Origin of the sequence: Actinophytocola glycyrrhizae, assembly GCF_042653545.1 — a bacterium.
GTDB classification, from domain to species: domain Bacteria; phylum Actinomycetota; class Actinomycetes; order Mycobacteriales; family Pseudonocardiaceae; genus Actinophytocola; species Actinophytocola glycyrrhizae.
The window spans coordinates 38,338-61,399 of the sequence record NZ_JBHSIS010000020.1 but is presented as its reverse complement, the minus strand read 5'-3'; the positions used below and the strand labels follow the sequence as shown (position 1 = coordinate 61,399).

At 71.4% G+C, this 23,062-nt stretch carries 24 protein-coding genes; 9 read left to right on the top strand and 15 right to left on the bottom strand.

Annotation, left to right across the window (positions count from 1 at the left end):
• Window positions 1-44: 44 nt before the first annotated feature.
• Complete coding sequence (locus ACFPCV_RS28440) at window positions 45-1,082, top strand: hypothetical protein (RefSeq protein ID WP_378059447.1); 1,038 nt, start codon at window positions 45-47, stop codon at window positions 1,080-1,082.
• Window positions 1,083-1,232: 150 nt separating this feature from the next.
• Here ACFPCV_RS28440 and ACFPCV_RS28435 read toward each other — a convergent pair whose 3' ends face one another.
• Window positions 1,233-3,158, bottom strand: coding sequence for an intein-containing Rv2578c family radical SAM protein (locus ACFPCV_RS28435; RefSeq protein ID WP_378059446.1), 1,926 nt, complete (start codon window positions 3,156-3,158; stop codon window positions 1,233-1,235).
• 116 nt (window positions 3,159-3,274) lie between these two features.
• On the opposite strand from ACFPCV_RS28435, the gene ACFPCV_RS28430 reads away from it, so the two are divergent.
• The gene (locus ACFPCV_RS28430; RefSeq protein ID WP_378059445.1) at window positions 3,275-3,697 is read left to right on the top strand and encodes an MmcQ/YjbR family DNA-binding protein; all 423 of its coding nucleotides are present in this window, start codon (window positions 3,275-3,277) and stop codon (window positions 3,695-3,697) included.
• Here ACFPCV_RS28430 and ACFPCV_RS28425 read toward each other — a convergent pair.
• Window positions 3,667-4,314, bottom strand: a complete 648-nt coding sequence (locus ACFPCV_RS28425) for an SRPBCC domain-containing protein (protein WP_378059444.1) — start codon at window positions 4,312-4,314, stop codon at window positions 3,667-3,669. The genes ACFPCV_RS28430 and ACFPCV_RS28425 overlap by 31 nt on opposite strands.
• 77 nt (window positions 4,315-4,391) lie before the next feature.
• Between ACFPCV_RS28425 and pnuC the strand changes: the two genes are divergently transcribed.
• On the top strand, window positions 4,392-5,033 hold the full coding sequence (gene pnuC, locus ACFPCV_RS28420) for a nicotinamide riboside transporter PnuC (protein WP_378059443.1): 642 nt from the start codon (window positions 4,392-4,394) through the stop codon (window positions 5,031-5,033).
• Here the strand turns inward: pnuC and idi are convergent.
• From idi to pqqA, 6 genes are all read right to left on the bottom strand, one after another.
• Window positions 4,943-5,533: an isopentenyl-diphosphate Delta-isomerase gene (gene idi, locus ACFPCV_RS28415; protein WP_378059442.1), complete on the bottom strand. Its 591-nt coding sequence runs from the start codon at window positions 5,531-5,533 to the stop codon at window positions 4,943-4,945. The two genes, pnuC and idi, sit on opposite strands and share 91 nt — an antisense overlap.
• A gap of 51 nt (window positions 5,534-5,584) precedes the next feature.
• The gene (gene pqqB, locus ACFPCV_RS28410; protein WP_378059440.1) at window positions 5,585-6,454 is read right to left on the bottom strand and encodes a pyrroloquinoline quinone biosynthesis protein PqqB; all 870 of its coding nucleotides are present in this window, start codon (window positions 6,452-6,454) and stop codon (window positions 5,585-5,587) included.
• Entirely contained in the window at window positions 6,451-7,536 is a 1,086-nt protein-coding gene (gene pqqE / locus ACFPCV_RS28405) for a pyrroloquinoline quinone biosynthesis protein PqqE (protein WP_378059439.1), read from the bottom strand. The genes pqqB and pqqE overlap by 4 nt, the downstream gene beginning before the upstream one ends.
• Window positions 7,527-7,784: a pyrroloquinoline quinone biosynthesis peptide chaperone PqqD gene (gene pqqD, locus ACFPCV_RS28400; protein WP_378059438.1), complete on the bottom strand. Its 258-nt coding sequence runs from the start codon at window positions 7,782-7,784 to the stop codon at window positions 7,527-7,529. The genes pqqE and pqqD overlap by 10 nt, the downstream gene beginning before the upstream one ends.
• Window positions 7,768-8,472 carry a pyrroloquinoline-quinone synthase PqqC gene (pqqC, locus tag ACFPCV_RS28395; RefSeq protein ID WP_378059437.1) on the bottom strand — a complete coding sequence of 235 codons (705 nt, stop codon included), beginning with the start codon at window positions 8,470-8,472 and terminating at the stop codon, window positions 7,768-7,770. The genes pqqD and pqqC overlap by 17 nt, the downstream gene beginning before the upstream one ends.
• A gap of 87 nt (window positions 8,473-8,559) precedes the next feature.
• Window positions 8,560-8,658, bottom strand: a complete 99-nt coding sequence (gene pqqA / locus ACFPCV_RS28390) for a pyrroloquinoline quinone precursor peptide PqqA (protein ID WP_378059436.1) — start codon at window positions 8,656-8,658, stop codon at window positions 8,560-8,562.
• A 143-nt stretch (window positions 8,659-8,801) separates the two neighbouring features.
• Between pqqA and ACFPCV_RS28385 the strand changes: the two genes are divergently transcribed.
• Window positions 8,802-9,884 (top strand): AAA family ATPase, encoded by a 1,083-nt coding sequence (locus tag ACFPCV_RS28385; RefSeq protein WP_378059435.1) that lies wholly within the window; start codon window positions 8,802-8,804, stop codon window positions 9,882-9,884.
• Between the two features lie 12 nt (window positions 9,885-9,896).
• A complete protein-coding gene (locus tag ACFPCV_RS28380) occupies window positions 9,897-11,402 on the top strand; it encodes a YibE/F family protein (protein ID WP_378059434.1) in 1,506 nt (501 codons plus the stop codon).
• On the opposite strand, the gene ACFPCV_RS28375 is transcribed toward ACFPCV_RS28380, so the two are convergent.
• From ACFPCV_RS28375 to ACFPCV_RS28360, 4 genes are all read right to left on the bottom strand, one after another.
• The gene (locus ACFPCV_RS28375) at window positions 11,359-11,994 is read right to left on the bottom strand and encodes a hypothetical protein (protein ID WP_378059432.1); all 636 of its coding nucleotides are present in this window, start codon (window positions 11,992-11,994) and stop codon (window positions 11,359-11,361) included. The genes ACFPCV_RS28380 and ACFPCV_RS28375 overlap by 44 nt on opposite strands.
• A complete protein-coding gene (locus tag ACFPCV_RS28370; RefSeq protein WP_378059431.1) occupies window positions 11,995-12,690 on the bottom strand; it encodes an MBL fold metallo-hydrolase in 696 nt (231 codons plus the stop codon).
• Window positions 12,691-12,712: 22 nt separating this feature from the next.
• Window positions 12,713-13,471 (bottom strand): GGDEF domain-containing protein, encoded by a 759-nt coding sequence (locus tag ACFPCV_RS28365; protein WP_378059430.1) that lies wholly within the window; start codon window positions 13,469-13,471, stop codon window positions 12,713-12,715.
• 205 nt (window positions 13,472-13,676) lie between these two features.
• Window positions 13,677-14,237 (bottom strand): LOG family protein, encoded by a 561-nt coding sequence (locus ACFPCV_RS28360; RefSeq protein ID WP_378059429.1) that lies wholly within the window; start codon window positions 14,235-14,237, stop codon window positions 13,677-13,679.
• A gap of 78 nt (window positions 14,238-14,315) precedes the next feature.
• Here ACFPCV_RS28360 and ACFPCV_RS28355 point away from each other — a divergent pair, with 78 nt between their 5' ends.
• Complete coding sequence (locus ACFPCV_RS28355) at window positions 14,316-15,269, top strand: nucleoside hydrolase (protein WP_378059428.1); 954 nt, start codon at window positions 14,316-14,318, stop codon at window positions 15,267-15,269.
• 103 nt (window positions 15,270-15,372) lie between these two features.
• Here ACFPCV_RS28355 and ACFPCV_RS28350 read toward each other — a convergent pair whose 3' ends face one another.
• A complete protein-coding gene (locus ACFPCV_RS28350; RefSeq protein WP_378059427.1) occupies window positions 15,373-17,607 on the bottom strand; it encodes a tetratricopeptide repeat protein in 2,235 nt (744 codons plus the stop codon).
• 247 nt (window positions 17,608-17,854) lie between these two features.
• On the opposite strand from ACFPCV_RS28350, the gene ACFPCV_RS28345 reads away from it, so the two are divergent.
• The 3 genes from ACFPCV_RS28345 to ACFPCV_RS28335 are packed head-to-tail and all read left to right on the top strand — an operon-like array spanning window position 17,855 to window position 20,197.
• Window positions 17,855-18,694: a peptidylprolyl isomerase gene (locus ACFPCV_RS28345; protein WP_378059426.1), complete on the top strand. Its 840-nt coding sequence runs from the start codon at window positions 17,855-17,857 to the stop codon at window positions 18,692-18,694.
• Window positions 18,691-19,449 (top strand): peptidylprolyl isomerase, encoded by a 759-nt coding sequence (locus tag ACFPCV_RS28340; RefSeq protein ID WP_378059425.1) that lies wholly within the window; start codon window positions 18,691-18,693, stop codon window positions 19,447-19,449. The genes ACFPCV_RS28345 and ACFPCV_RS28340 overlap by 4 nt, the downstream gene beginning before the upstream one ends.
• Before the next feature lie 46 nt (window positions 19,450-19,495).
• On the top strand, window positions 19,496-20,197 hold the full coding sequence (locus ACFPCV_RS28335; RefSeq protein WP_378059424.1) for a helix-turn-helix transcriptional regulator: 702 nt from the start codon (window positions 19,496-19,498) through the stop codon (window positions 20,195-20,197).
• Here the strand turns inward: ACFPCV_RS28335 and ACFPCV_RS28330 are convergent.
• Both ACFPCV_RS28330 and ACFPCV_RS28325 read right to left on the bottom strand, forming a co-directional pair.
• On the bottom strand, window positions 20,190-20,606 hold the full coding sequence (locus tag ACFPCV_RS28330; protein WP_378059423.1) for a DUF4190 domain-containing protein: 417 nt from the start codon (window positions 20,604-20,606) through the stop codon (window positions 20,190-20,192). The two genes, ACFPCV_RS28335 and ACFPCV_RS28330, sit on opposite strands and share 8 nt — an antisense overlap.
• A 70-nt stretch (window positions 20,607-20,676) precedes the next feature.
• Entirely contained in the window at window positions 20,677-22,986 is a 2,310-nt protein-coding gene (locus ACFPCV_RS28325) for a RelA/SpoT family protein (RefSeq protein ID WP_378059422.1), read from the bottom strand.
• Window positions 22,987-23,062 lie beyond the last annotated feature (76 nt).

Sequence of the window (23,062 nt, the reverse complement as noted above, 5' to 3'; positions counted from 1 at the left end):
TGGCTACCACGGCCACGCGGTACGTCGTAGGGTGTGGTTACCAGGTGGTAGGTAAGAACAGCTGGGGAGAACGCGAGGAGACCACGATGGGTGGCGGCGCGACCCGCGAACCAGTTCGAGAGCTGCACCGAACCGGCGAGATCAGGCGTGCGCTCCCCCACCCGGTGGACAGCCTCGCGGCCGATGCTTTTCCGACCGCGCTGCGCACCGCCATCCAGGCCAGTGGGCTCAGCCTCGATCGCATCCAGTACCGGCTGCGCGCACGCGGCGTCTCGGTCAGCGTGACGGCACTGAGCTACTGGCAGTCGGGGCGGCGAAGGCCGGAGCGGGCCGAGTCGCTCGCGGCACTCGGGCACCTCGAGTCGGTGCTGGGTGTCGCACCGGGGTCGCTGATCGCGCTGCTCGGGCCACCGCGTCCGCGTGGCCGCGTGCAGCGCGAGTCGTCCCGGGTGCCGATCCCGTCGCTGTTCCCGTCCAGTGAGGCGCTGTCGAAGCTGCTCAAGCGGATCGACTTCACCACGGAGACGGCGCTGACGAAGCTCTCGCAGCACGACCGCATGGACGTCGCGGCGGACTGGGGCGAGAAGCGGATCGCCGTGCGGCAGGTGCTGCGCGCCGAACGGGACGGCGTCGACCGGACCGTCATGGTGTACGACCTGGAGCGGGTCGGCAGGCCGTTCCCGGAGGTCGTGGCGGGCCAGTCGTGCCAGATCGGCCGGGTCGCCCGCGACGAGGACGCCGGCCTGATCGCGGCGGAGATCCTCCTCGACGCACCGCTGGCCCGCGGCGAGACGGCGATCGTCGAGTACGCGCTCAACCACCCGGGACCGCCGTTCTCACGTGGCGACGACAGCTACTGCCGCCGGTTCACCACGCCGGTGCGTGAGTTCGTGCTCGAGATGCAGTTCGACCCGGACGCCCTGCCCGCGTACTGCGAGCTGTACACCGTCAACCCGGAGGAGCAGACGACCACGCGGCGCAAGGTCGAGGTCACCCCCAACGGGCAGGCCCACGCGGTGGCACTCGACTTCGGCCCCGGCACGTTCTGCGTCCGCTGGGACTGGCCGAGGGACCGCACCTGAGGGAGTCGACCGCACGGGCTTGCGGGACGACGGGCCGTACTCGCTCGCGCACCACGTGAGCCGTCACCACCCGACGAACGCTCGCCTCGATTCGGGGAAGAGCCGTCGTCGCGCCGGGGGTCGGCCCCCGCTCCTCGCCGTGTCCGGGCCTCAGAGCAACGACAACTGCTCCTGGCGCACCGGTTCGCTCGCCTTCGCCGTCTCGGTCAGGCTGCCCTCCGGCCAGCCGGGTTCCGCCGCGTCCGGGGTGCGTTCCGCTTTCGGACCAAGACCGTGCCTGCGTAACAGCGGGCCGACCCGGGTGCCCAGCCAGCGGCGGTACCGCACGTCCGCGTTGCTGCCCCTCGCGTAGATGCGGCGGTACTCCGGCACCAGCCGGGGGTGTTCACGTGCCAGCCAGGTCGCGAACCACTCCCGCGCGCCAGGGCGCAGGTGGAGCGGCAGCACCGTCACCCCGCTCGCCCCGGTGTCGGCGATCGCGGCAAGCAGCGCGTCCAGCTGTTCCACCGAGTCGGTCAGGCCCGGCAGGACCGGCGCCACGAACACCCCGCACGGCAACCCGGCTTCGACGATCTTGCGGACCAGCTCCAGCCTCGCCTGCGGGCTCGCCGTTCCGGGTTCCAGGTTGCTCTGCAGTTCGCGGTCAACCAACGCGATCGACACGCCGAGCCCCACCTCGACGTCCTTGCTCACCTCGGTCAGCAGCGGCAGGTCGCGGGACAGCACCGTGCCCTTCGTGAGGATGCTGAACGGTGTGCCGCTGTCGGCCAGCGCGCGGATGATGCCCGGCATCAACCGGTACCGGCCCTCCGCTCGCTGGTAGGGGTCGGTGTTGGTGCCCATCGCGACCGGTTCGCGGGCCCAGCGCGGGGAGCGCAGCTGACCGGCCAGGACCTCGGCCGCGTTGACCTTGACCACGATCTGCGAGTCGAAGTCCTCCCCGGCGTCCAGGTCGAGGTACGTGTGCGTGTTGCGGGCGAAGCAGTTGTGGCTGACGACGCCGTTCGCGATGAAGTCGCCGGTGCCGGTGGTGATGTCGTACAGCGTCGACTCCAGCCCGAGCGGCTCGACCGCCGCCACGGCGAACTGCGCGGCGGAGCGCAGGACCACACCGCTGAGCTCGTCGGTGCCCGTGTGCGCGGGATCCGTGCTGTGCAGGAAGCGCAGGTGCTCCCCCAGCCCGCCGGTCAGCCGGAAGCGGCACACCCCGCTGCGGTGCCCGGCCTCCTCGACCACGAACGCGAAGTCGAAGCGCCGCAACGCGGCCACGACCTCCGGCAGCGCGGCACGGGCGGTGCGACCGACCCGCAGGCGCCCTCGGGAGAAGTCGCCGTCCACGTCGAACACGCCCGCCAGGTACCCCTTGTGCCACTCCTCGCTCGGCACCTCGGGGCGCTGGATCGGCAGGCTGATCGACTCCTCCCCGGTCAGGAACTCCCTGGCCCTGGCGAGCACCCGCGGGTCGACCGGCGCGCCGTGCCCCGCGGCGATGCCGGCCAGATAGCCGCACTGGTAGTCCACGCCGCCCTTCGGCGGGGTGGCGAAGTGGCCGGTGCCGACCAGCCGGTCGCCCGGCGCGAGGACCCGTCGCCGGTCCCCGCAGGCACCCCGCGCGACGTGCCGCCAGCCGCGGTCGGTGAGGAAGCGGTGGTCCGCACTGGAGATGAGCTGGGTGCCGTCGCGCAAGGTGACCCGGAAGGCGGGCTTGTGCGTGGTCCAGTTGGCGAGCACCCGCGTGGTGACGTATCTGCGGCGGTTGCCGACGCGTTCCGTGCCGTAGATCCGGTCGCCAACCCGCAGCTCGGACAACGGTCTGGTGCGGCCGTCGGCCATCAGGATCGGGGTGTCGCCCGCGAGGCAGTACCGGCAGGCGTGGCTGCACCCCCGGTACGGGTTGACCGTCCAGTCGAACGGCAGCCGGGACTGGCCTGGCACCTTGTTCAGCACGGACTTGGCCCGTACCTCGTGGAAGACGACGCCGCTGAACTCCGGGGTGCGCACGCTGCGCACCAGCCCGGGGAGACCGGGCAGTGTCTGCTGGCCGTCGTTGCCGACGCGCTGGCTTTCCCATCGCACGAACACAGTCGAACACACGTTCGATCTTGTGTCAATTCGAACACATGAACACCTGGGAACAGCTGCCCTACCAGGCACGACGCGGAACTGTCGGTGGTCGGCGCTATCGTTCTCCCATGTCCACCCCCCGGCTCCGCGACCGGGTCGCCGCGATCGTCGCCGAGCTGCCGGAGGCGACGTGCACCGGCGACCGACACCTGACCCTCGCCGTGCGCAAGAAGACGTTCGGCTACTTCCTGGACGACCACCAGGGCGACGGGATCGCCGGCGTGGCGTTCAAGGCAGCGCCCGGCGAGCAGGACCCGCTGGTGCGCACCGACCCGGAGCGGTTCCACGTGCCCGCGTACCTCGGCGCCCGCGGCTGGGCGGCGGTGCGGCTGGACGTGGGGCGGCCCGGCTGGGCCGAGGTAGGCGAACTGCTCACCGACGCGTACCGGTTACGGGCGCCGCGCAGGCTCGTCGCACAGCTGGCCGACCGGCTCCAGGTCCTCGCGGGCACGACCCCGGATCAACCCTCGGCCGGGGGCGGGGTCGTGTAGAACGCCGTGACGCGTTGCGCCGCGGCCCTCGCCGCCTCCTCGTCCGCGCCGGACTCGACATGCGCGGCCCGCCACCGCTCGGCGACCGCCTTCACGAACCCGACGCCCTCCGGGGACATGGCCCACGCCTCGCCCTCCTCGGGGGACATGGTCGGATGACCGGACGACAGGTAACTCGCCAGGCCCCAAAACGCCAGGTCCCAGCCGATGCCGGCCGCGCCGGGGCCATACTCCGACCACAGGTTGTCCTCGACGTGGGCGACGTGCTCGAGTTCCAACCGGGTCCCGCCGTCGGACTCCGGTGCGACTCGGACCTCGATCCAGCTGACCATGCCGTTGAACTCCCACGTCGCGAAGAAGCTCTTCGGCGGGTCGCAGCGCTCGACCGTGCCGCCCGCGTTGCCTTCGAGCTGGTACCTGCCGCCCACCTTCAGGTCACCAGTGACCGGCAGGAACCACCTCGGGAGCCGCTCGGGGCTGGTGCACGCGTCCCACACGTCGTCGACGTCCGCGTCGTAGGTCTGGCTGATCGTCGAGACGCGTGCCTCCCCCGGGCCGAACACGCGGCTGCCGACGTGCCGGCTCACCGCGTTGATCTGCTCAGCGACATCGATCATCGGTGGTCCCCTCTGGTGTCATTACGTTCGGGACAGCACCGTATCGAGTTCACCTTATATAAGTCAACGCTAAAGGGGTGGTTGTGGACATCGTCGAGATCCTCGGGTTCGTGTCGGGTGCGTTGTGCGTGTGGCTCGTCGCCCGGCAGAACATCTGGAACTGGCCCATCGGGATCGCCAACAACGTCGTGTTCCTGATCCTGTTCTGGACGGCGGGGATCTACGCGGACGCCGGCCTGCAGATCGTCTACATGGGTCTCGCCCTGTACGGGTGGTGGGCCTGGCTGCGCGGCGGTGTGGAGCACAGCGCGCTGACCGTCACCCGCACGACGCGCCACCAGTGGCTCGTGCTCGGCGCCATCGGGGTGCTCGGCACGGCGGGGCTGACCATCCTGCTCGACACGGCCACCGACTCGACCGTGCCACTGCCGGACGCGGCCACGACCGTGTTGTCGCTGCTCGCCACGTGGGGGCAGGCCCGCAAGAAGCTGGAGTCGTGGTGGCTGTGGATCATGGCGGACGTCGTCTACATCCCGCTCTACGCCTACAAGGACCTGTGGCTCACGGCCGCCCTCTACGTCGGCTTCCTCGCACTGTGCGTGGTCGGCCTGCGCAACTGGAGCGCGAGCTACGCCACCGCTCCCCGCGCCGCCGCCGGCAGTCCGGCCTCGTCCGCGACCGGCCACGTCAGCGGGTCGGAACCCAGCGCCACCAGCTGATCGACCTGCTCGCGGCACCACGGCGACACGACCAGCTCGCCGCCGGTCACGAGGCTGACGAACAGCGGCCACGACATCCAGCCGTACTCGTCGACCTCGTCGGCCGACAACACCGGCGCCGCGTCGGTGACCGCGCGGAACACCGGGCACAGCTCGTTCTCGACGATGCCGTTGTCCATCACCGCGCGGTACCGGAACTTGGGCAACAGCAGGTCGACGTCCGGCGCCGAGGGCAGGCCCAGCTCGTCGGCGAGTCGGCGGCGGACGGCGTCGGCGAACGGCTCGGACGGGCCGGGATGGCCGCAGCAGCTGTTGGTGACCACACCCGGCCACGTCTTCTTCCCGCGCGCCCGCCGCGTCACCAGCAGCTCGCCGCGCGGGTTGAACACGTAGCACGAGAAGGCGAGGTGCAGGGGCGTGTCGCGGTGGTGCACCGTCGCCTTGTCGGCGACCCCGATCTCCCGCCCCTGCTCGTCGAGCAGGACGACCTGTTCTGTCACTTCACCGAGGATAGCCGGGGCCGCGCCGGTGGTTGGCTCCGCGAGCCGCGCTCACAGCGTGAGCACCGTCCCGTCGAGCGGCACCGCCACCCCCGCGTCCCGCACCACCGCGTACTCCGGCGAGCGGCGGTCCAGCACCGGGTTGGTGTTGTTCAGGTGCGTGTAGCACCAGCGGGTGCCGGGATGCCTGGCGATCCGGACGAGGCTGCCGTCCGGCCCGTCGATCGGCACGTGCCCCATCGAACGCTGCGCAGAGGTGGACGTCCCGGTGCCCGTCATCTCCGCCGCCGAGTAGAACGTGCCGTCGAGCAGCACGTACGCGGCGCCGTCGACGAACTCGTCGAAGCCGTCCGGCCACGACCGCAGGCACGGCGCGTAGACGAGCGCGCCACCGGTCGCCGGGTCGGTGATGCGGTAGGCCACCACCCACGGGCCGGGTGCGGTGACACCGGCCGCGTACCTGGGTTTCTTGTCGCTCACCGCGAACGTCGTCACCGCCAGTCCCGGCAGGTCCACGGTGGACGACCAGGACCAGGCGCCGTACCCGGACACGGTGTCCCGCACCGGCGCCAGCGCGGACAGCACGGCGGGTGGCGCCAACACCCGCAGCCCGCCACCCTCCCGGAGCATCAGCAACCCCATCGTGTGGTCCAGCTCGGCGTCGGTCAGCAACGCGCCCCGCAGCGGCGTGTCCCGCGGCCCAGGCCCCGGCGCGAGGACCGGCGCCGCCAGCACCTGGGCGCGGATGTCGGGCGACGCGTTGACCAGGTACCAGCCCTCGCCCGCGCGCACGGCGAGGCAGTCCTGTGTCCGCGCGGGCACGTCCGCGGCCCCGGCCCTGCACTCCGAGCACAGCGGGCACGCGCAGTTCCACTGCGGGAACCCGCCCCCGGCCGCGGTGCCGAGGACGACCACCCTCATCGCGCCCCCACCGAACCACGCATCACGAACCCGTCCTGCTCCCCCGGCGACCGCAGCAGCAGGTCGACCACCCCGCGGTCCGGCGAACGCGAGCACACCGGGTCGGTCGCCGCCGCGTCGCCGAGCAGCTGGAACGCCTGGCACCGGCAGCCACCGAAGTCGGCCGACCGGCGGTCACACGTGCGGCACGGCTCGCTCATCCACTCCTCGCCCCGGTAGGCGTTGAACGACGCCGAGTCGTACCAGATCTCCCGCAGCGGCCTGGTCTTCACGTTCTCCACCGGCAGGGTGGTGATCGCCGAGGCCGCGGGGCACGGCAGCACGTCACCGTTCGGTGCGACCGTCAGCTGCCGCGCACCCCAGCCGTACATGCACGGCTTCGGGTACTTCTCGTAGTGGTCGGCCACCACGTAGACGATCTCCATCGCCCCGCGCAGCCGCTGCGCCGCCGCACGCACGACCGGCTCGGCGGCCGCGAGCTGCGCGGGTGTCGGCATGAGCGCGGCCCGGTTGCGCAGCGCCCACCCGTAGTACTGCGTGTTGGCCAGCTCCAGGCGGTCGGCGCCCATCTCCTCCGCGAGCGCGATGAGCGCGCCGACGTCGTGGTTCTCCTTGTGCAGCACGACGTTCACGGTCAGCGGCACGTCCTGTTCCTTGACCAGCGCGGCCGCGGCGAGCTTGTGCCGGTGCGCGCGGGCACCGGCGATGCGGTCGGCACGGTCCGGCTCGGCGCCCTGCACGGACAGCTGCACGTGGGCGAGCCCGCGCTCGACCAGGTCCGACAGCCGGCCGGCCGTCAGCCCCAGGCCGCTGGTGACGAGGTTGACGTAGCAGCCGATGCCCGCGGCCCGCGACACGAGTTCCGGCAAGTCGTGGCGGGCCAGCGGTTCACCGCCGGACAGGTGCACCTGCAGCACGCCGATGTCCCGCGCCGCGTCCAGCACGGCCAGCCACTGCGCGGTGGTCAGCTCGTCGGCACGTGTGGCCAGCTCGACCGGGTTGGAGCAGTACGGGCAGTGCAGCGGGCAGCGGTGTGTCAGCTCGGCGAGCATGCCCAGCGGCGGCGCCACGGTCACGTCCATTCCACGACCCTCCGCTCCACCAGCCTCGTCAGCACGTCGGTCACGTCCTGGGCCCGCACCCCCTGGAACCGCGAGCCGAGCGCGGCCGCGATCTCGTCCACCGTGGACCGACCGTCGCACAGCGACAGCACGGCCGCCGCGGTCGCGTTGGGCACCAACACACCTTCCGGGAACAGCAGCACGTCGGTGTCCCGCGTCTTGTCGAAGGAGAGCCGGACTCCCTTGCGCAGCCTAGGTTTCCCGGACATGGGCCGCCCGCTCGATCGCGTCCAGCACGGACCAGAGGACGTCGCACTTGAACGACAGCGCGGCGACCGCCGCGTCCTGCTGCTGCGCGGTGACGCTGTAGCGCACCACGATGTCCAACGTGGACTTGCCCTCCCCGGACACCGCCTCGATGCGGTCGGTGAAGTACGCGAGGTCGTCGCGGGAGATCCAGTCGTAGCGCGCCAGCATGTCCGCGACGCGGCGCTGCATCAGGTGCCCGGAGAACATCTCGGTGAGGCCGGACGCGACCGCCTCCAGCCACGGGCGGGTGCGCGCGAAGGTCACGTACGCGTCGACGGCGAACCGGACACCGGGCACGACGTGCCGTTCGTCCAGCACCTCGGCACGGGACAGGCCGACGGCCTCGCACAGCCGCAACCAGCGCTCCCGGCCGCTGTCGAGGTCGGTGCCGTCGTCGGAGCGGCCGTCGTGGTAGACGACGCGGTCGAGCCACGCGCGCCGGATCTCCGGCAGCGGGCAGTTGCTGATGATGGCCGCGTCCTTGCGCGGCAGCACGCTCTGGTAGTACCAGCGGTTGGCGGCCCAGGTCCGCAGCTCGTCGCGGGACAGCTCACCGGCGTGCATGCGCTGGTGGAACGGGTGGGTGCCCCAGTAGCGGTGGGAGAGGCCGCGGAGCTCGGCGACGAACTCCTCAGGGGTGCGGATCAAAGGACGCTCCTCCGATGGGTCTGCCCGGCGCGGTACCGGGGACTGCGGGTCGTTCCCCGGAGGAACCGGCCGCGCCGGGCAGCGCGGTCAGTCCTCCATACGCGCGGCGTAGGCGGTGACCTCCATCGGCGTCTCGTACTCGACGAAGTCCGGAGTGGTCCAGACCTCCAACTCGGCGCTGTCCATCGATCCTCCCGAGAACACGGGAACTATCCGGGCACTCCCCAGGGTAACGGCAACGTGACGGAGCCGATACCGCAAGGCAAGCGTTTTCCGCGGATCTTGACACCACCGCGAGCCGCCGGGGAACGCTGGGGCACGATGCGGGCATGTACGAGCACGCGCTGGTCCTCGGGAAGTTCTACCCACCGCACGCCGGTCACCACCGGCTCATCAGGGTAGCCGCGGTGTCGTCGGCCCGCACGACCGTCGCCGTGCTCGCCGCCGCCGTCGAGTCGATCCCGCTCGCCGACCGGGTCGCATGGCTCAGCGCGGAGCACGCCGCCGACGCGGGGGTCGCGATCGTCGGCGACGTCGACGACCACCCCATCGACTACCACGACGACGCGATCTGGGACCTGCACGTCGGCATCGTGCGCGCGGTGCTCGCCCGCCGCGCCATGCTCGACGGCGACCCGCGCCGCGCGCCGGTCGACGTCGTGTTCTCCAGCGAGGACTACGGCGCGGAGCTGGCGAGCAGGCTCGGCGCCAAGCACGTCGCCGTGGACCCGGACCGCACGGCCGTGCCCGTGTCCGGCACCGCGATCAGGGCCGACACCCCGGCGCACTGGGACCAGCTCGCCCCCGCCACCCGTACCGGGCTGTGCGCACGGGTGGTCGTGGTCGGCGCCGAGTCGACCGGCACCACCACCCTCAGCAGGGCGCTCGCCGACCACTACCGCGCCGAGTGGGTCGCGGAGGAGGGCCGCAGGCACACCGAGGACAAGTTCACCGCCGCCACCGCGCTCGCGGGCGGTGTCCCGCCCCGGCTCGACGACCTGGTGTGGACGGTCGGCGACTTCGTCGACGTGGCCAGGCGCCAGTCGCGGGAGGAGGACCGCGCGGCCGGGCGCGGCGGGCCGCTGCTCGTGTGCGACAACGACGCGTGGGCCGCGACGGTGTGGTGCGAGCGGTACCTCGGCGCCGCCCACCCGGTGGTCGCCACCGAGCGCAGACCCGCGCTGTACCTGCTCACCGACCACGTCGGGGTGCCGTTCGAGCAGGACGGGTGGCGTGACGGCGAGCACCGGCGGGAGTGGATGACCGGCCGGTTCTCCGAGCTGCTCTCGGCGAGGGGGGTGCCGTGGGTGAAGGTCACCGGTGACCGGGAGGAGCGGCTCTCGCGGGCGGTCGCCGCGTGTGACGACCTGCTCACCCGGCACTTCCGGTTCAACGACCCGCTGACGGCCTGAAAGACTGCGCGCGTGTACGAGGGCGAGACCGAACCGATCCCCCGGGTCACCGACCGGGCGCCCGCGCGCGGGCGCCGGGCGGAGCCGGCCGACGAGGAGCGCACCGCGGCCCCCGTCGGTCACGGTCACGGCCACACCCCGGCCCCGCCCGCCTCGCGCCGGGTGCGCACGGTCATCGCCGCGCTGCTGATCCCGTTCGCGCTCGCGGCCGCCGTCGGCATCGTGCTGCTCTACCCGTTCGGCCCGGCGCCGGAGCCGAACTCCGGTGGCGGCACCCCCGTGCACGGCGTCGTCACGGCCACCGGCACCGGAGCGTGCAACGGTGACGTGCAGGTCGGTGCGCAGGAGGGCGACGACCGGTGCCTCGTCGTCGACGTCCGCATGACCGACGGGCCCGCGCCGGAGCAGCACATCCGCACGATCGTCCCCATCGAGCCGTCCACGCCGCGGTTCGCGGTCGACGACGAGGTCGTGCTGTCCTACGGCGGCGGCGACCCGGTCGACGGCGGGTCCTACCAGCTGGTCGACTTCCAGCGCGGCGTGCCGCTCGCGCTGCTCGCCGCGTTGTTCGCGGTCGCGGTGCTGTTGCTCGGGCGGTGGCAGGGGCTCAAGGCGCTCGGCGCGCTCGTCATCAGCTTCCTGGTGCTCGTGTTCTTCGTGCTGCCCGCGATCATCAGCGGGGAGAGCCCGCTGCTGGTGGCGATCGTCGGCGCCGGCGTGATCATGTTCGTGGTCCTGTACCTGACGCACGGGCTGTCGGCACGCACGTCGACCGCCGTGCTGGGCACGATGATCAGCCTCGCGCTGATCGGGGTGCTCGGCGCGCTGTGGGCCGCGTTCGCGAAGCTCACCGGCATCGACGACGCCGCGTCGACGCTGATCGCGACGCTCGGCCAGCCCATCGACACCAGGGGCCTGCTGCTCGCGGGCGTGGTGATCGGCGCGCTCGGCGTCCTCGACGACGTGACCGTGACGCAGACCAGTGCCGTGTGGGAGCTGCGGGCGGCGAACCCGTCACTGTCGCGGCGCGAGCTGTACACCGCCGCGCTGCGGATCGGCCGCGACCACGTCGCGTCGGCCGTGAACACCCTGGTCATGGCCTACGCCGGTGCCGCGCTGCCGTTGCTGCTGTACTCGTCGGTGTCCGGGGTCGGCATCGGCAGCATCGTGACGTCCCAGTCGATCGCGCAGGAGATCGTGCGGACGCTCGTCGGCAGCATCGGCATCGTCGCCGCGGTCCCGGTGACCACCGCGCTCGCCGCCGCCGTCGCCACGCAGGAGCTGCCTGCCGAGCCACCCGCGCGGCGCAAGCCGAGGCCACCCGAGCGCGAGCGGGAACGGACCGGGGAGCGCGGGACCACCGACCGTGAGCGGGCCGCGGACCGGCCGCCGCGGGAACCCACCGACGACGGCCGGCGGCGACGCGTTCCGGACGGGGAGCGGCCACGCAGGGCGGCGCCCGCACCCCGGCCGGTCAGTCGAGGCTCGCGACGAAGCGGGTCACCGCCTCCGGCTTGATGCGCTGCGCGAGCCTGCCGCCGTGGGCCAGCGTCGCGAGGCGGTACAGCGGCCGGTCGGCCGCCACGTCACCCTTGGCCTCCGCGCGCAGCTGCGCTACCAGTAGCTGCGAGAACACCAGCCCGGCCGTGTTCTCGCTGCGGGCGAGGACGTCGGCGAGCCTGCGCAGCACGAGGATGCCCAGCTCGCGCCCACCGGCGCCGGAGTAGATCGCGAGCGCCAGGTTGATCGCCTTGCGGTCGCCGGTCAGCAGCAGCCCGACGGTCCGCGCGCCGCGGACGTCGGTCACCATCAGCTCGATCCTGTCGACGTGCACCAGGTCGACCGACTTGCGGCCGAGCGCCGTGGACACCACGCGGTCGCCATCGAGCGAGAGCCTGCGCCTGCCCGACACCCACGCGAGGAACGTCATCGCCACGATCACGACCGCCGCGGTGACCAGCGCGGCGGTCTGGCCGGCGAACAGGGCCACGATGCCGCCGATCGCCGCGCCGAACAGGACCGCGACACCGAACGCCACACAACCGCGCCGCCGGGCGCTGGACAGCTCAGCGAGGTCGAGCGGGATGGGCCCGCCGTCGTCGCCGACCACTCACATGCCCCTGGACGGGCCGGGCGCCGTGGGGTCCAGCTCCAGCAGGAACGGGTTGCTCGCGCGCTCCCGGCCGATCGTCGTGCTGCCGCCGTGCCCTGGCAGCACGACGGTGTCGTCGGCGAGCGGGAGGATCTTGGTGCGGAGCGTCTCCGTCATCGTCCGCATGTCCCCGCCAGGCAGGTCGGTGCGGCCGATCGAGCCGGCGAACAGGGTGTCGCCCGCGAACATCACCCGTCCGCCCTCTTCGAGCGCGGTGTGGAAGACGACCGAGCCGCGGGTGTGGCCGGGCGTGTGGTCCACGGTCAGCTTCAGGCCCGCCAGGTCCAGGTCGGCGCCGTCGGACAGCTCCCGCACCTCGGCGGGCTCACGCATCTCCAGCTTGCCGCCGAAGAACGCGGACCCCTGTGCGGAGAGCCCCTTCATCGGGTCGCTGAGCATCGTGCGGTCCTCGGGGTGAATCCAGGCGGCGATGTCGTTGCCGTCGCAGATCGGGGTGACCGAGAAGACGTGGTCGAAGTGGCCGTGTGTGAGCAGTGCCGCGACCGGCGAGAGCCGGTACTTGCGCAGTGCCTCCGTGATCGGCTCGACGGCGTCCTGCCCCGGATCGACGACCACGCACGGCTCGCCCTCACCCGCCGCGACGAGATAACAGTTGGCCTGGAACGCACCCGTGGGAAATCCGACTACCAGCACGGGCCGAACCTACCGCAGGTATTCAGACCGACCTGAGGCGACGGAACCGGGCCCAGGTGGCCATCCGCTTGGTGGCCTGGCTGGCCGACTCGGTCGTCGTGCTGACGTCCATGTTCGCCACGCAGATCCGGTCCCGGCCGTGGCGCTTGGCGGCGCGCAGCGACACGTCCGCGTCCAGCATCAGGTCCTCGAGGTCCAGCTCGACCAGGTCGCCGAGGCCGTAGGTCGCCACGCCGATCGACGCGGTCTGGCCCTCGATGGTGGTCGTCAGCTCGCGGGTCACCTTCGCGGTCACCGACATGCCCGTGATGCCCGCGCGGATGCGCTCCGCGACCCCGAGCGCCGCGTCCAGCTCCGAGGCGGGCAGCAGCACCAGGAACTCGTCACCGGCCGAGCCGCCGTAGCGGCAGGCCAGGTCACCCTCGCGGGTGCAGTCCCTGATGACGTCGGCGACCCCGCGCAGCACCGCGTCCCCCGCGAGGTGCCCGTAGCTGTCGTTGACGTCCTTGAAGCGGTCCAGGTCGATCATGATCAGCGCGATCGACTCGCCGCGGATCCGCGCCTGCGCGACGGTCTCGGCCGCCACCTCGTCCCAGTGCCAGCGCTCGATCAGCCCGGTGGGCGGGTCGGTCATCAGCTGGCCGCAGGAGTCGCAGCGGCGGTGGTGTGCGGCGGCGACCGACTGCAGCGGCCGGTCCCCCGACCTCGGCGCCACGATGTCCACGTGCTCGTGCCGGTCGGTGTGTTCGCCCTCGCCTGCTCCCGCCCTGGCCGTGTGCATGCCGTCTCCCCTGTCAGTCGCACCCGTGGATGAGGTGTCCGACCGGTACTACCCCCGTTTGACGCATCGTCAACATCCCTCACCGGCCGTCACCGCCAACTATGGGGAGTCACAGGGCGGTTGCACAGTGTTGATGTGTTGACGAAATCAGGAAACACCGAATGGGGGAGTCACGGTGCGCGGTGTGTGATCACTCCACGTGATCTCATGTCCACTTTGTCCGGGGCGGGCGGTAATCGACGAACCGTTCGAGCGCCTCGGTGACCTCGGTGGTGACGATGAGCATCCCCCGAAAGTCCTCCGCAAGGAAGCCCTCAGCGGACATGTTCTCGAGAAAGCGCAACATCGGCTGGTAGTACCCATCGACGTCGAGCAGCGCGATCGGCTTGGTGTGCAGTCCCAGCTGCGCCCACGTGAACACCTCGAACAGCTCCTCGAGCGTGCCGGCGCCACCGGGCAACGTCAGGTAGCCGTCGGCCAGCTCCGACATCGCCGCCTTGCGTTCGTGCAGGTCGGCGACGACCTTCAGGGACGTGAGCCCGTCATGGGCCACCTCGCGGTCGACCAGGCTCCTGGGAATCACGCCGTGGGCCTTGCCGCCACCCGCGAGCACCGCGTCGGCGAGCACGCCCATGGTGCCCACGCTCGCACCGCCGTAGACGAGCTCGATGCCCCGCTCGGCGAACACCTCGCCCACCCGCCGCGCCGCGTCCTGGTAGACCGGGCTCTTGCCTGGCGATGATCCGCAGAAAACACACACTCGCACGAGGCGACCCTACTCACGTACCGATCTTGGCCACCCGGTCTGGCTTTACCGGCCGGTTGTCTGGTTGAGTGCCACAGCGTGCGCATCATTCTCGACACCGATCCGGGGGTTGACGACGCCCTCGCGATCATGTATCTCGCGGCCCAGGAGGACGCGGAGATCGTCGCTGTGGGTAGTGTCCACGGCAACTGTTCTGCCCCGTTAGCGGCGCGGAACGCTCTACGGGTACTGGAGTTGGTAGGGCTGACCGTGCCGGTGGCGGTCGGTGCCGCCCGGCCGTTCGCCCAGCCGCTGCAGACCGCGGAGTTCGTGCACGGCGCGGACGGACTGGGAGGTCACGCGGGCCCGGAGCCCAACGGGACCGTGGTGTCGGAGTCGGCGGCCGAGCAGCTCGTGCGGCTGGCGCGTGCGCATCCGGGCGAGCTGACCCTGCTCGCCCTGGGCCCGCTCACCAACATCGCGCTCGCGGTGCTCCTCGAACCGGACCTGCCCAAGCTGTTACGTTCCGTGGTCGTCATGGGTGGCGCGGTGACCGTGCCCGGGAACATCACGCCGTACGCGGACGCAAATTTCTTCCACGACCCGGAAGCCGCCGACCTCGTGCTCGGGGCCGGGTTCCCCGACATGACGCTCGTCGGCCTCGACGCGACCGAACAGGCACGGGCAGGCGCGGAGTGGCTGACCGCGGTCGGCGCGCTGGACAGCCCCCGCGCGACGTTCGCGAACCGGTTGCTGGACCACTACTCGGGCTTCTACTCGCAGATGTTCGGCACGCACACGTGCACACTGCACGACCCGCTCGCGGCCGCGCTCATGCTGGAACCGAAGCTCGCCACGTACCGGGAGATGCCGCTCGCCGTGGAGCTGACCGGCACCCACACGCGCGGCCAGGTGGTCTCCGACCAACGCCTGATCGCCAGCGACGCCTACATCGCCACCAAGGCCGGTGCGGGGCGCGTGGCGGTGAAGGTGGCGGAAACCGTCGAGGTGCAGAGGTTCCTGGACCAGATGTTCGAGGCACTGAAGGCCTGACCGATGTCCCGGAAGCGCCGTTGACCAACCCTCGGCCCACAACAAGCCCCGGGAGCCGAACCACCCAGTGCCTCCCGAACACGGCGCCCCGCCGGGGACCCCGCTAAGCGGTCGAAGCGAGCAGTTCCTTCAGGTCCGCGGCCCTCGGGTCACCCAGCTCGTCGAAGATCGCCACCGCGCCGCGGAGGCATTCCCGAGCCGGCTCCGGCTGCCCGCTGTCGTAGAGCGCGAGGCCCTGCTTGTGCAGGGTCTCGCCTTCGCCCCAGCGGTCACCGAGCTCACGCCGGATCGCCAGCGCGCGCTCGAAGAAGTTCAGCGCCTCCGCGGGCCGCTTCAGCTCCGAGTACGTGTCGCCCAGTTTCACCAGCGTGTAGCCCTCGCCGTAGCGGTCCTCGATGTCCTGGAACAGGTTCAGTGCCTGCTCCAGGACCGCGACGGCCCGGTCGAACTCGCGCTGTGCGCGGATGGCGTCACCGAGGTTGGCGAGTGCGATGCCCTCGCCGTGCCGGTCGCCCACGCCGCGGAACATGGCCAGCGCCCGTTCGAAGTGCTCGGCCGCGACGTCGAAGCGGGACTGGTCGAACCCGGCGTTGCCCAGGCCGGTGAGCGTCCACGCCAGGCCGACCTGGTCACCGATCTCCGTGCGGATCGCGAGTGACTTCTCGTAGGCCGCGATCGCCTCGTCGAGCCTGCGCAGTTCCCGGTAGGCGTGTGCGAGGTTGTTGAGCACCCACGACTCGCCGTACGCGTCCTGCGCGTGCCGCGCGCCCTCGACCCCCACCTCGTGCGACGCGACCCAGAGGCTCCAGCGCTTGCGCAGGTGCAGGTAGTTGAACGAGCCCGCGGGCAGCTTCCAGCACGCGACGTGCTCGCCAACCGCGTGGGCCGTGCGGGTGGCCATCACGATGTTGGACATCTCGATCTCGCACCACTCCAGCGCGGAGTCGTAGTCGAAGTCGGCGACGTCGATGGCGTACGCGGACTTGTCCAGCACCGGGTCGTGGCGTTGCGGCGCGAGCGCGTGGTTGGCCGCGTAGACGTTGTGCAGGTACCAGTCGACCATGCGGCGCAGCGCAAGTGTGCGCTCCGCCTCCGGCTCCTCCTCCGCCGCCTGTTCGGCCGCGTAGACCCGTAACAGGTCGTGCATGCGGTAGCGGTCGTTGCCCATGCCCTCCAGCAGGTGCACGGCCGTCAGGCGGTCGAGCAGCCTGCGGGCCCTCGCCACCGGCTGGTCGGCGAGCGCCGCCGCCGCTCCGGTGCTCAGGTGCGAACCCGAGTGCAGGCCGACGAGCCGGAACATCCGCGCCGCGTCCGCGGACAGGTCGCGGTAGGACCACGAGAAGACCGTCTTGACCGCGACCGAGTCGTCGGTGGACAGGCCGTCGAGGCGCTGCTCCTCGGTGTCGAGCTCCTCGACGAGCAGGCTCACCGAGTGGTGCGGGTGGGTCGCCACGCGCTCCGCCGCGATCCGCAGCGCCAGCGGCAGGTGCCCGCAGCGGTTCGCGAGCCCGCGAACGGCGGCCGGCTCGGCGGCCGTGCGGTCGGCGCCGATCACCTTGCGCAGCAACGTGATCGACTCGTCCTCCGACATCGGGCCGAGGGTGATCCGGCTGTCGCCGCGCATCTCGATGCCGGTGATCCGCTTGCGGCTCGTCACGACCACGCCACAGCCAGACGACGCGGGCACCAGCGACTGCACCTGCTGCGCGTCGGCCGCGTTGTCCAGGACCACGAGCACGCGCCGGTCGGCGAGCACGGACCGGTACAGCTTCGCGCGTGCCTCCAGCCCCGCCGGGATGACGTCGATCTGCACGCCGAGGGCGGTCAGGAACTCCTCGAGCACCTCGTCGACGATCCTGGGGTGCCCGTCCGGCGAGTAGCCGCGCAGATCCACGTACAGCTGGCCGTCGGAGTAGTGCTCCACCACCGCGTGGGCGACCCGCAGGGCCAGCGCGGTCTTGCCTGCCCCCGGCGGCCCGTCGATCGTGATGGTCTGCGGGGTGCCCGGTTCGCCGTGGTGCACCAGGATGCCCGTCAGCTCCGTCAGCTCGGCGTCCCTGCCGACGAAGGTGGCGGCGGCCGCGGGCAGCTGCGCGAGCCGGACCGGACCGCTCGTCGACGCGGCGAGCGCGATCAGATGGCCCTCCGCCTCAAGGACCTGATCGCACTTGCGGGCCAGCTCAGCGGACGGCGGCGCGCCGTGCTTGATCTTCGAGAGCCAGCTCGGGGTGTAGCCGATGAGGTCGGAGAGACGGCGCCAGGACAGGCCCCGTTTGCGGAGGAGACGCTCCAGTTCCTCGGCGAACGGCGAAGTCCCGTCGTCCCGCCTGTCGTGCATAGAGCCCACCTTGTCAGTCACCGTCACCGTACGGCCACCCCCAGTATCCAGCTTCTCACCCCCACCCCCTCCGGGTCACACCCCTACCGACGGGTTTCTTCCGGGGGTCTGGGGGATCGCTCCCCAGAAGTTTCTGAGAGGTTGCCGTGTTTTGACAGACCTCCACACGGTTCTTACTAGCGGTACCCATAGACTGCGCGCCTGGTTGACGTCACAAAATCAGGTCTCAGGTCAGGGAGGGTGCCCGGTGCCGAGCAACGAGCAGCGTCGGCAGGCGGCCAAGCGAAAGCTGGAACGCCAGCTGGCTCGCCGCGCGGAACGCGCCAAGCGGCGCCGCATCTGGGGTGTGAGCATCACCGTCATGGTGGTGGTCGCCGCAGTCGGCCTCGTGTACTGGCTCGTGAACCTCGGTCCGGAGGACAGTGAGGCCGCCACCAACCCCACGGACACGCCACCCGCCGAGAACACCACCGACGGCGCCTGCGGCTACAAGGAAGCGCCGGACGAGCAGTCGGAGAAGAACCCCGGCCTGCCGGAGGACCCGGCGGAGACGCCGAGCACCGGCACCGTGGAGGTGCTGCTCAAGACGAACCAGGGCGACATCCCGTTGACGCTGGACCGCGCGAAGGCCCCCTGCACCGTGCAGAGCATCGAGCACCTGGTGGAGAAGGACTTCTACGACGGCATCACCTGCCACCGGCTCACCTCGTCGGAGGGCCTGAAGGTGCTGCAGTGCGGTGACCCGCTCGGTACCGGCGGCGGCGGCCCCGGCTACTCGATCCCGGACGAGCTGCCCACCGACCTCGAGCAGGGCCCTGCCGGACCCGACGGCAGCCCGTCGGTGATCTACCCGCGCGGCGCGCTCGCGATGGCCAACGCGGGCCCGAACACCGGTGGCAGCCAGTTCTTCCTGGTGTACGGCGACTCCACGCTCGCGGCGAACTACACGGTCTTCGGCTCGGTCGACCCGGCAGGTCTCGCCACGATCGACAAGGTCGCGGCAGGCGGCATCACCCCGGGCCCCAACGGCGAACAGGACGGCACACCGAAGCTGCCGGTCACGATCGAAACGGCGGCAGTGCAGTGAACATCCTTCGTACCTCTGCCGTCGTCGCCGCCATCGGCCTGACCCTGGCGGGCTGCGTCGCACGGGAGAACCCGTCGTCCCAGCGCGGGGACGACGACTTCCCGACCGCCACGGCCGAGGAGACGACCAGCGCCGAGGACACCGCCGAGGGAGGCACCACCACCGAGGGCGAGTGCGGTTTCGGGCCCGACCAGTCCGGTTCGGAGCCCTCGGTCGGGCTGCCCCCGGACGAGGGCCCGGTGGACGCCACGACGCTGTCGCTCACCACGTCGGCGGGTCCGCTCACGATCCAGCTCGACGCCGAGCGGGCGCCGTGCACCGTCCAGAGCATGGTCTTCCTGGCCGGTGAGGGCTTCTTCGACGGCACGAACTGCCACCGCCTCACCACGTCCGAAGGCCTGAGGGTGCTGCAGTGCGGCGACCCGGCGGGCAACGGCTCCGGCGGTCCCGGCTACGTCGTGCCGGACGAGTTCCCGACCGACCTGCCGCCCTCGGCGGACGGTTCGAGCGTGACCTACCCGCGCGGCACCGTGGCGATGGCCAACGCGGGCCCCGGCACCACCGGCAGCCAGTTCTTCCTGGTGTACGCCGACTCCACGCTTCCGCCGGAGTACACGGTCTTCGGCACGCTGGACGAGGCGAGCCTCGCGACGCTGGACCAGGTCGCGGCGGCCGGTGTCGCACCGGGCGGGAACAGCCCGCAGGACGGCGCACCGGTCACGCCGGTGACGATCGAGTCGGCCGAGGCCGCCTGAGTCCGAGTCGGCCGGTCTGTCGGTGCCCGGTGGCACACTGGGCACCGTGACCGACGAGTACTCCGAACGGCCCAGCGCACACGACGTGTTCGCGTGCACGTGGTCGCGGACGATGCCGCACGGTGCGACGCCGACCCACGTGGTGCCGGACGCGTGCGCGGACATCCTGTGGCACCGGGAGTCCGGCCGCCTGTTCGTCGCCGGGCCGGACACGTACGCACACCGGACCTCGCTGTCGGCCGGGCTGCTGGTGGCGGTCCGGTTCAAGCCGGGTCGCGCGCCCGAGGGCCTCGGGGTGCCGTCGTCGGCCGTCCGGGACGAGCGGGTCGACCTCGACCGGCTGTGGCCGGGTGACCGCGTCCGGCACCTCGCGGACGACCTGGCGGCGACGGCGACGGTGGCGCGGGCCGAGCGGGTGCTGGCGGACGCCGTGGCGGCTGTCGACGCGAACTGGGATCCCGCCGTGCCGCGCCTGCTCACGCTGATCCGGCGCGGCGAGCGGGTGGCCACGGTCGCCGACGCACTGGGGTGGACGGAGCGGCAGCTGCACCGGCGGTCGCTGGCCGCGTTCGGGTACGGGCCCAAGACGCTGCAGCGGGTGCTGCGGTTCGACCGTGCGTTGCGCCTCGCCCGCGCGGGCACCGACCTCGCGTCGGTGGCCTACGAGACCGGGTTCGCGGACCAGGCGCACCTGGCCCGCGACGTGAAGTCCATCGCGGGCGTCCCGATGACCGCGCTGATCACCTGAACCCTCTGGTCGCGACCATCAGCAGGACGATGGCGAGCACACCGACACCGATCCAGCCGAGCACGATGCCGGCGATGGCCATGCCCTCGCCGGCCTGCTTGGAGCGGCGGATCTCGTTCAGCGCCAGGTACCCGAAGATCAGCGCCAGGATGCTGCCGATCCAGTACACCCACAGGATGCCCAGCACCATCGACGCGATGGCCATGCCGTTCGTCGACCGGGCAGGCGGGTACGGGTAGGGATACGGGTAGGGGTAGGGCGGCTGCTGCCCGTACCCGGGCGGTGGCGGGTAGGCGGGCGGCGCGTACTGCTGGTAGGGCTGGGCGGCGGGCGGCTCCGCGTACGGCACCCCGGCCACCGGTGGTTCCGCGTAGTAGGGCCGGCCGTCGGGTTCCTGCGGTGTGGTCACGGGTCTCCCCCAGTTCGTTTGGCGCGTCCGCACCATCTCATCGCGCATCGGCCGGGACGGGTCCCGTGTTTCAGGAAGCGGACGTCACCCGGTACACGTCGTACACACCTTCGACACTCCGCACGACCTTCAGCACGTGCCCGAGGTGTTTCGGGTCGCCCATCTCGAAGCTGAACCGGCTGACCGCGACCCGGTCGCGGGACGTGGTCACCGACGCCGACAGGATGTTGACCTTCTCGTCGGCCAGCACCTTCGTGACGTCGGACAGCAGCCGGTGCCGGTCGAGCGCCTCCACCTGGATGGCCACGAGGAACACCGACGAGTCCGACGGCGCCCACTCGACGTCGACGAGCCGCTCCGGGGTGGCCAGCAGCTCGCCTGCGTTGGTGCAGTCGGTGCGGTGCACGCTGACCCCGCCACCCCTGGTGACGAACCCGAGGATGTCGTCGCCGGGCACCGGGGTGCAGCAGCGTGCGAGCTTGACCCACACGTCGGACGCGTTCTTGACGATCACGCCCGCGTCGCCGGACGCCCTGCGGCGGGTGACGGTGGACGGGGTGGACCGCTCCGCCAGCTCCTCCTCGGCGTGCTCGACACCGCCGAGCAGCGCGACGAGCCGCTGCACGACGTGCCGCGACGAGGTGTGGCCCTCGCCGACCGCCGCGTACAGCTGGCTCACCTCGGCGTAGCGAAGCTCGCGGGCCAGCGCCGCCATGGAGTCGGCCGACACGAGCCGCTGCATGGGCAGCCCGACGCGGCGCACCTCCTTGGCGATCGCGTCCTTGCCCGCCTCGATCGCCTCTTCCTTGCGTTCCTTGGCGAACCACTGCTTGATCTTGGCGCGGGCACGCGGGGAGGCGGCGAACGCGAGCCAGTCGCGGGACGGACCGGCCCCCTCCGCCTTGGACGTGAAGATCTCGACGACGTCGCCGTTCTCGAGCTTGCGCTCCAGCGCGACGAGCCTGCCGTTGAGCCGGGCGCCGATGCAGCGGTGGCCGACCTCGGTGTGCACGGCGTAGGCGAAGTCCACGGGCGTCGACCCGGCGGGCAGCGTGATCACGTCGCCCTTGGGCGTGAACACGAAGATCTCGCGGGCCGCGAGGTCGTAGCGCAGCGCCTCGAGGAACTCGCCCGGGTCGGCGGCCTCCCGCTGCCAGTCGAGGAGCTGGCGCATCCACGCCATCTCGTCGACCTCGACGGCCTGCCCGTCGTGGGTGCCTCGGGTCTCCTTGTACCGCCAGTGCGCCGCGATGCCGTACTCGGCCGTGCGGTGCATCTCGTGCGTGCGGATCTGGACCTCGAGCGGCTTGCCGTCCGGCCCGATCACCGTGGTGTGCAGCGACTGGTACACGCTGAACCGCGGCTGGGCCACGTAGTCCTTGAACCGGCCCGGCATCGGCTGCCACAGCGCGTGGACGACACCCATGGCGGCGTAGCAGTCGCGGACGTCGTCGACGAGGATCCGCACGCCGACCAGGTCGTGGATGTCGTCGAAGTCGCGGCCGCGGACGATCATCTTCTGGTTGATCGAGTAGTAGTGCTTGGGGCGGCCCTCGACCTTGGCGTTGATGCGCGACTGGTCCAGGTGCGTGGTCAGCTCGCCGGTGACCTTCTGCAGGTAGGTGTCGCGGGAGGGCGCGCGGGTGGCGACCAGGCGGACGATCTCGTCGTACTTCTTGGGCTGCAGGATCGCGAACGCGAGGTCCTCCAGCTCCCACTTGACCGTCGCCATGCCGAGCCGGTGCGCGAGCGGCGCGAGCACCTCGAGGGTCTCGCGGGCCTTCTTCGCCTGCTTCTCCGGCGGCAGGAAGCGCATCGTGCGCATGTTGTGCAGCCGGTCGGCGAGCTTGATCACCAGCACGCGGGGGTCACGGGCCATGGCGATGACCATCTTGCGGATGGTCTCGGCCTCCGCCGCGCTGCCGAGCTGCACCTTGTCGAGCTTGGTGACGCCGTCGACGAGCCGGGCGACCTCCTCGCCGAAGTCCTCGTGCAGGTCCTTCAGGCCGTAGGAGGTGTCCTCCACGGTGTCGTGCAGGAGCGCGGCGACCAGGGTGATGGTGTCCATGCCCAGCTCGCCGAGGATGGTCGCGACGGCGAGCGGGTGGGTGATGTACGGGTCGCCGGACTTGCGCCGCTGCCCTCGGTGCGCCTCCTCGGCGACGTCGTAGGCACGCTGCAGCAACGCCAGGTCGGCCTTGGGGTGCAGCTCGCGGTGGACCGCGGCCAGTGGCTCCAGCACCTGCTTGACCGGCGCGGACCGCTGGGCGGTGATGCGGCGGGCCAGGCGCGCGCGCACCCGCCGCGTGGCCGACGGCGCTCGCGCGGCTGTGGGCGGCGCGCTGTCGGACGCCGCTCCGGTCTCAACGTTCTGGCTCAATAGCGACTCCTCTGGCACTGAGAATAACCGCGATCGCCGTGAAGATCGCCCGGTGGGTTCCTGTAGGCTGTAGTTG